The following is a 6,508-nucleotide window of genomic DNA, read 5'->3' on the forward strand; positions in this document are numbered from 1 at the left end:
GGTCAGCGCGCGGCGGCCGTGGGGGCGCCGGTCATGAGCCGCATGAGCTCTTCCTGCGTGGCGTCCTCGCGGGACAGCTCACCGGTCACCCGGCCCTCGAAGACCGTGTAGATCCGGTCGCAGAGGCCGAGGAGCTCCGGCAGCTCGGACGAGATGACGACCACCCCCTTGCCCTGGTCCGCGAGGCGGTGGACGAGACCGTAGATCTCGTACTTGGCGCCGACGTCGATGCCGCGGGTCGGCTCGTCGAGGATGAGGAGCTCGGGCTCCGTGAACATCCACTTCGCGAGCAGCGCCTTCTGCTGGTTGCCGCCGGACAGCGTGGCGACGCCGTCGCGCACGCTGGGCGACTTGATCCCCAGCGACTTCCGGTACTCCTCCGCGGCGAGGTACGCCTGGTCGTGGTCGATGACCGGGCCGGTCGACACCCGCGGCAGGTTCGCCGAGACGACGGTCTGCTGGATGGTGTCGAGCAGGTTGAGCCCGAGGGTCTTGCGGTCCTCGGAGACGTACGCGATGTGGTGCTGGATGGCGGACAGCACGTCGGGCACCACGATCTCCCGGCCGTCCATCCGGATCGTGCCGCCCAGGTACCGGCCGTAGCTGCGGCCGAAGATCGACCGCGCCAGCTCGGTACGGCCGGCGCCCATGATGCCCGCGAAGCCGACGATCTCCCCGCGGCGCACGTGGAACGCCGACTGCTTGCACACGAGCCGGCCGGGCACGGCGGGGTGCTCGACGGTCCAGCCCTCCACCTCGAAGAAGGTCTCCCCGATCTGGGGGGTGTGGTCGGGGAACCGGGAGGCGAGGGAGCGGCCGACCATGCCGCGGATGATGCGGTCCTCGTCGATCCCGCCGCCGCGCACGTCGAGCGTCTCGACGGTGCGGCCGTCGCGGATGATCGTGATCGAGTCGGCGATCTCCTCGATCTCGTTGAGCTTGTGGGAGATCATGATGCTGGTCAGGCCCTTGGCGCGCAGCCCGCGCAGCAGGTCCAGCAGGTGCTCGGAGTCGTCCTCGTTGAGGGCGGCCGTCGGCTCGTCGAGGATCAGCAGCCGCACGTCCTTGGCGAGCGCCCGGGCGATCTCCACGAGCTGCTGCTGCCCGACGCCGAGGTTCTTGATCAGGGTGTCGGGCGACGCGCGCAGGCCGACGCGGGCGAGCAGCTCGGCCGCCCGCTGCCGCGCGGTCTCCCAGTCGATGCCGACCCGGCCGCGCACCTCGTTGCCGAGGAAGATGTTCTCCGTGACCGACAGCTCGGGGATGAGCGCGAGCTCCTGGTGGATGATGACGATCCCGGCGTGCTCGCTGGCGCGGATGTCCTTGAACTCCACGACCTCGCCCTGGTAGCGGATCTCCCCGGAGTACGAGCCGTAGGGGTAGACGCCCGACAGGACCTTCATGAGCGTCGACTTGCCGGCGCCGTTCTCACCGCAGATGGCGTGGATCTCGCCCGCACGGACCTCGAGCGAGACGTCGTCCAGGGCCCGGACCCCGGGGAACTCCTTGGTGATGGACCGCATCTCGAGCACGGCGTGGTGTTCGGTCATGACTCTCCTTCGAGCGGCGGGCCGTCCGCAGGTGACAGTCCGGTAAGCAGCGCACCGGCGACGCTAGACCCGCAGATTTCTTGTCGTCAACTTCCGAAGGCAACCTGTGTCGCGGCTGTGACCTTTCACCCGCAGCCGTGCGGTCAGGCCGCGCCCGTGATCGCCGCGAGGATCTCCTCGTGCCGGGCCGCGGCGGGGAACGAGCCGTTGTTGCGGCCGTGCCGCAGCACCTCGATCCGGTCGGACACCGCGCGCACGTCGTTGAGGTTGTGGCTGATGAGGATCACCCCGAGGCCCAGCTCCCGGAGCCGCTCGATGTGCGTCAGCACCTCGGCGGTCTGCGCCACGGACAGCGCCGCCGTCGGCTCGTCGAGCACCACGATGCGCGGGTTGCCGATGAGGGTGCGGGCGATGGCGACCGCCTGCCGCTGACCGGCCGACAGGTGCCGCAAGGGGGTGCGCACCGACGGGATGCGCACGGTGAGGTGCGCGAGCAGCTCGCGCGTCTCGATCTCCATCCGGCCGTCCTGCAGCAGGCCTCCGCGGCCCCGCAGCTCCTGGCCCAGGAAGACGTTCGCCGTGACGTCGAGGTTCTCGCACACGGCCAGGTCCTGGAACACGCTGGCGACGCCGAGCTGGTTCGCCGCGGACGGCGAGGGGATCGAGACCGGCTCGCCGTTGATCTCCACCTGGCCCGAGCTGGGCGTGAGCACGCCCGCGACGACCTGGGCGAGCGTCGACTTCCCCGCGCCGTTGTCGCCCACCAGGGCGACCACCTCGTGCGCGTGCACCTCGAGGTCGACGTCGACCAGGGCCTCGACGGCCCCGAAGTACTTGCTCACCTGCCGCAGGGCGAGCAGCGGCGTTCGTCGCGCCGTCACTGGGCCTCCTTCCCCGTCATCGCTCGTACCGGCACGTCGTCCGTCCGCTCCAGCAGGTCCGTGCTCTGCAGGGCGAGCGCGAGGGTCCCCTCGAGCTCGGCCCGTGGCCCGAGCGCCGCCGGCACCACCTCCAGCGGCGTCACCTGGTTGAGCATCGTGCGACGACGCAGCGCCTCCCGCAGCGGGCGCAGGAAGATCTCGCCCGTCTGGGCCAGCACCCCGCCCACCACGACGCGCTCGGGGTTCAGGGCCGTCGCCAGGCCGGCGACGACGCCGCCGATCACCGTACCGGCGTCGGCGACGATCTCGCGACAGCCCGGGTCGTCGTCGTTCACCAGGCGGACCACGTCGCGCAGCGTGAGGTTGCCGTGGCTGGAGCGCAGCGGCTCCAGCAGCGCCCTGTCCCCGACGACGGTGTCGAGGCAGCCGCGGCTGCCGCACGAGCAGATGCGTCCGGCCGGGTCCACCTGCACGTGGCCGATCTCGCCGGCGGTCCCGGCGACGCCGCGGTGCACCCGCCCGCCGAGGACGATCCCGGCGCCGACCCCGTGCCCCGCGCGGACGTACAGCGCGTCGTGCACCTCCCGGGCCGCGCCCACGGTGCTCTCGGCCAGGGCGCCGAGGTTGGCGTCGTTGTCGACGTAGACCGGGCGGGCGAGCCGTTTCTCCAGGACCTGGGCCACGGGCACGCCGTCCCAGCCCCGCAGGATCCCGCGCACGGTGACCTGGCCGGACGCGGCGTCGACGGGCGCGGGCAGGCCGAGCCCGATCCCGAGGACCTCGTCCAGCTCGGCGCCGACCCGCTCCAGCAGGTCGACCACGAGGAGCGCGGCCCGGTCCAGGCTGGTGTCGGCGCGGTGCTCCGCGGGCAGCGGCATCACCTGCTCGGCCAGCACCTCGTGCGAGACGTCGGCGATGGCGACGGTCAGGGTCCGGGTGCCGACGAGGATCCCGGCCACGATCCCCACCCGGTGCGCGAGCGTGACGAGCTGGGCGCGGCGGCCCGACCGGATCGTGTTGCGGACCTCGACCAGCTCGGCCGCGACCAGCTCCTTGACGATCGTCGAGACCGTCGCCTGCGAAAGGCCGGTGGCAGCGGCCAGCTCGACCTGCGTGAGGCCGCCGTGGTGCTTGACCGTGTCCACGACCCGGGCACGGTTGGCCTCGCGCAACGAGGACTGCGAGCCCGCCATCGCACGCCGTCCTCTCACGACCGGAAGTCTATGGTGCGACGGCACGCAGGACGGCGACCGGGCGCCGTCCTGCGTGCCGTGGGAAAGGTCCCGGGAGGGACCCGTGATCAGCGCAGGCTCGCGGCCCGGCGCCGGTTGTAGATGTCGAACGCGACGGCCAGCAGGAGCACGAGGCCCTTGACGATCGGCTGCACCGCCTGGGAGACGCCCATCAGCTGCATGCCGTTCGACATGACCGCCATGATGAGGCCACCGATGATCGCGCCGCCCACGCGGCCGACGCCGCCCGAGGTGGACGCGCCGCCGATGAAGCAGGCGGCGATGGCGTCCAGCTCGAACATGTTGCCGGCGCCCGGCTGCGCGCCGTTCACGCGGGACGAGTACACGATGCCCGCGACCGAGGCCAGCAGGCCCATGTTCACGAAGATCCAGAAGTTGACCCGGCGCACGCGCACGCCCGACAGCTCGGCGGCGTGCTTGTTGCCGCCCACCGCGTACACGTGGCGGCCGAACACCGAGCGCTGCGTGACGAGGGCGTACACGATCACGAGGACCGCGAGGATGATCAGGACGACGGGCAGGCCGCGCGAGACGGACAGCTGGTAGCCGAACCACATGACGACGACGGCGACCACGACGAGCTTGGTCACGAACAGCGGCATCGACTCGACCGTCTGCTGGTACGCGATCTTGCCGCGGCGCGTGCGCCACTGGCTCACGGCGTACCCGACGACCGCGATGGCGAAGACCACCAGGGTGAAGACGTCGAAGCCGTTCCCCCCGAGGAGCCCGTTGAGGAAGCCGTTGGCGATCTTGTAGTACGTGCCGCCGAAGGGCGACAGCGAGACGTTGTCGAGCACCACGTAGGTGAGGCCGCGGAACAGCAGCATGCCCGCGAGGGTGACGATGAACCCCGGGATACCGACGTAGGCGACCCAGAATCCCTGCCAGGCCCCGACGAGGAGGCCCACGACGAGCGCGGCCAGCACGCCCATCCACCACGGCAGACCCTCGCGGATCACCACGACCGCCGAGACGGCGCCGGTGAGCGCCACGACCGACCCGACGGACAGGTCGATCTGGCCGGCGACGATGATCATCACCATGCCGATCGCGAGGATCAGGATGTACGAGTACTGCAGGACGATGTTCGTGATGTTCGTCGGCGACAGGAACATCGGGTTCAGCGCGGCGAACAGGGCGACGATCGCGATCAACGCGATGAAGATCCCGCTCTGCCGCAGGTTCCGGGTGAGCAGGTCCCGGACCCCGGCGATGGCGTTCATGAGGCGATTTCCTTCGTGGGCAGGGGCTGGTCACGCTCGATGGTCATGAGCTCCATGAGACGCTCCTGCGTCGCGTCCGCGACGGGCACGTCACCGGTGATCCGACCGAAGGCGAGGGTGTAGATGCGGTCGCAGACGCCGAGCAGCTCGGGCAGCTCGGAGGAGATGACGACGACGGCCTTCCCCGCGGCGACCATCTTGTTGATGATCGTGTAGATCTCGTACTTGGCGCCGACGTCGATACCGCGGGTCGGCTCGTCGAGGATGAGCACGTCCGGCTCGGTGTACAGCCACTTGGACAGCACGACCTTCTGCTGGTTGCCGCCCGAGAGCTGACCGACGACGGACGTGACCGTCGGCGTCTTGATGTTGAGGCTCTGCCGGTACTCCTCGGCGACCCGCAGCTCCTCGTTGCCGTTCACCCAGCCGCGCGGGGCGAGCTTGCCCAGCCCGGCCGACGAGATGTTCCGGCGGATGTCCTCGATGAGGTTGAGCCCGTAGACCTTGCGGTCCTCGGTGGCGTAGGCGATGTGGTGCTCGATCGCCTCGGGGACGGTGCGGGCCTGGATCTCCTTGCCGTCCTTGTACAGACGGCCGGAGATGTTGCGCCCGTAGGAGCGGCCGAAGACGCTCATGGCGAGCTCGGTGCGCCCGGCGCCCATGAGGCCGGCGATGCCCACGACCTCGCCCGCGCGCACGTGGAAGGACGCGGAGTCGATGACCTTGCGGCCGACCTGCGTGGGGTGGAAGACGGTCCAGTCCTCCACCCGCAGGACCTCGTCGCCCACGACCGAGGAGCGCTCGGGGAAGCGGTTCTCCAGGTCGCGGCCGACCATGCCGCGGATGATGCGGTCCTGCGTGGAGGTCGGCTCGGACATGTCGAGCGTCTCGATCGTGCGCCCGTCGCGGATGATGGTGGTGCGGTCCGCGATCTCGGCGATCTCGTTGAGCTTGTGGGAGATGATGATCGAGGTGATCCCCTGCTCCTGCAGGCCTCGCAGGAGGCCCAGGAGGTGCTCGGAGTCGGTGTCGTTGAGGGCGGCCGTCGGCTCGTCGAGGATGAGCAGGCGCACCTCCTTCGACAGCGCCTTCGCGATCTCGATGAGCTGCTGCTTGCCGACGCCGAGCTGGTTCACCGGCGTCACCGGGTTCTCGTCCAGGCCCACGCGCTTCAGCAGCGCCGCGGCCTCGGAGTTGGCCTTGTTCCAGTCGACGAGCCCGCCGCGGCCGCGCCGCTCGTTGCCGAGGAAGATGTTCTCGGCCACGGACAGGTACGGCACCAGGGCGAGCTCCTGGTGGATGATGACGATGCCCTCGCGCTCGGAGTCGTTGATCGACCCGAACTCGGCGGTCTTCCCGTCGTAGACGATCTCGCCGCCGTAGGTGCCGTGCGGGTACACGCCCGACAGCACCTTCATCAGCGTGGACTTGCCGGCGCCGTTCTCGCCGCAGATCGCGTGGATCTCGCCCTGCCGGACGTCCAGGCTCACGCCCGCGAGCGCCTTGACGCCCGGGAACTCCTTGGTGATCTCTCGCATCTCGAGGATCGTGCTCATGCGCCCCTCCTTCGGGGGTGCGGGTCCCGGCCCGTCCGTGAG

Annotated in this window: 5 protein-coding genes; all 5 read right to left on the minus strand. The window is 70.2% G+C overall.

Annotation, left to right across the window (positions count from 1 at the left end; genetic code table 11):
- Window positions 1-2: 2 nt before the first annotated feature.
- A complete protein-coding gene (mmsA, locus tag ACFT55_RS06590; protein WP_380242822.1) occupies window positions 3-1,550 on the minus strand; it encodes a multiple monosaccharide ABC transporter ATP-binding protein in 1,548 nt (515 codons plus the stop codon).
- A gap of 143 nt (window positions 1,551-1,693) precedes the next feature.
- Complete coding sequence (locus tag ACFT55_RS06595; RefSeq protein WP_380242824.1) at window positions 1,694-2,431, minus strand: ATP-binding cassette domain-containing protein; 738 nt, start codon at window positions 2,429-2,431, stop codon at window positions 1,694-1,696.
- Window positions 2,428-3,624 (minus strand): ROK family transcriptional regulator, encoded by a 1,197-nt coding sequence (locus ACFT55_RS06600; RefSeq protein ID WP_380242831.1) that lies wholly within the window; start codon window positions 3,622-3,624, stop codon window positions 2,428-2,430. The genes ACFT55_RS06595 and ACFT55_RS06600 overlap by 4 nt, the downstream gene beginning before the upstream one ends.
- Window positions 3,625-3,731: 107 nt before the next feature.
- The gene (gene mmsB, locus ACFT55_RS06605; RefSeq protein ID WP_380242826.1) at window positions 3,732-4,910 is read right to left on the minus strand and encodes a multiple monosaccharide ABC transporter permease; all 1,179 of its coding nucleotides are present in this window, start codon (window positions 4,908-4,910) and stop codon (window positions 3,732-3,734) included.
- Window positions 4,907-6,466 carry a multiple monosaccharide ABC transporter ATP-binding protein gene (gene mmsA, locus ACFT55_RS06610; protein ID WP_380242829.1) on the minus strand — a complete coding sequence of 520 codons (1,560 nt, stop codon included), beginning with the start codon at window positions 6,464-6,466 and terminating at the stop codon, window positions 4,907-4,909. The genes mmsB and mmsA (ACFT55_RS06610) overlap by 4 nt, the downstream gene beginning before the upstream one ends.
- Window positions 6,467-6,508 lie beyond the last annotated feature (42 nt).

This window comes from Isoptericola sp. NPDC057191, from assembly GCF_042670225.1.
In the GTDB taxonomy this organism is placed as follows: Bacteria; Actinomycetota; Actinomycetes; order Actinomycetales; family Cellulomonadaceae; genus Isoptericola.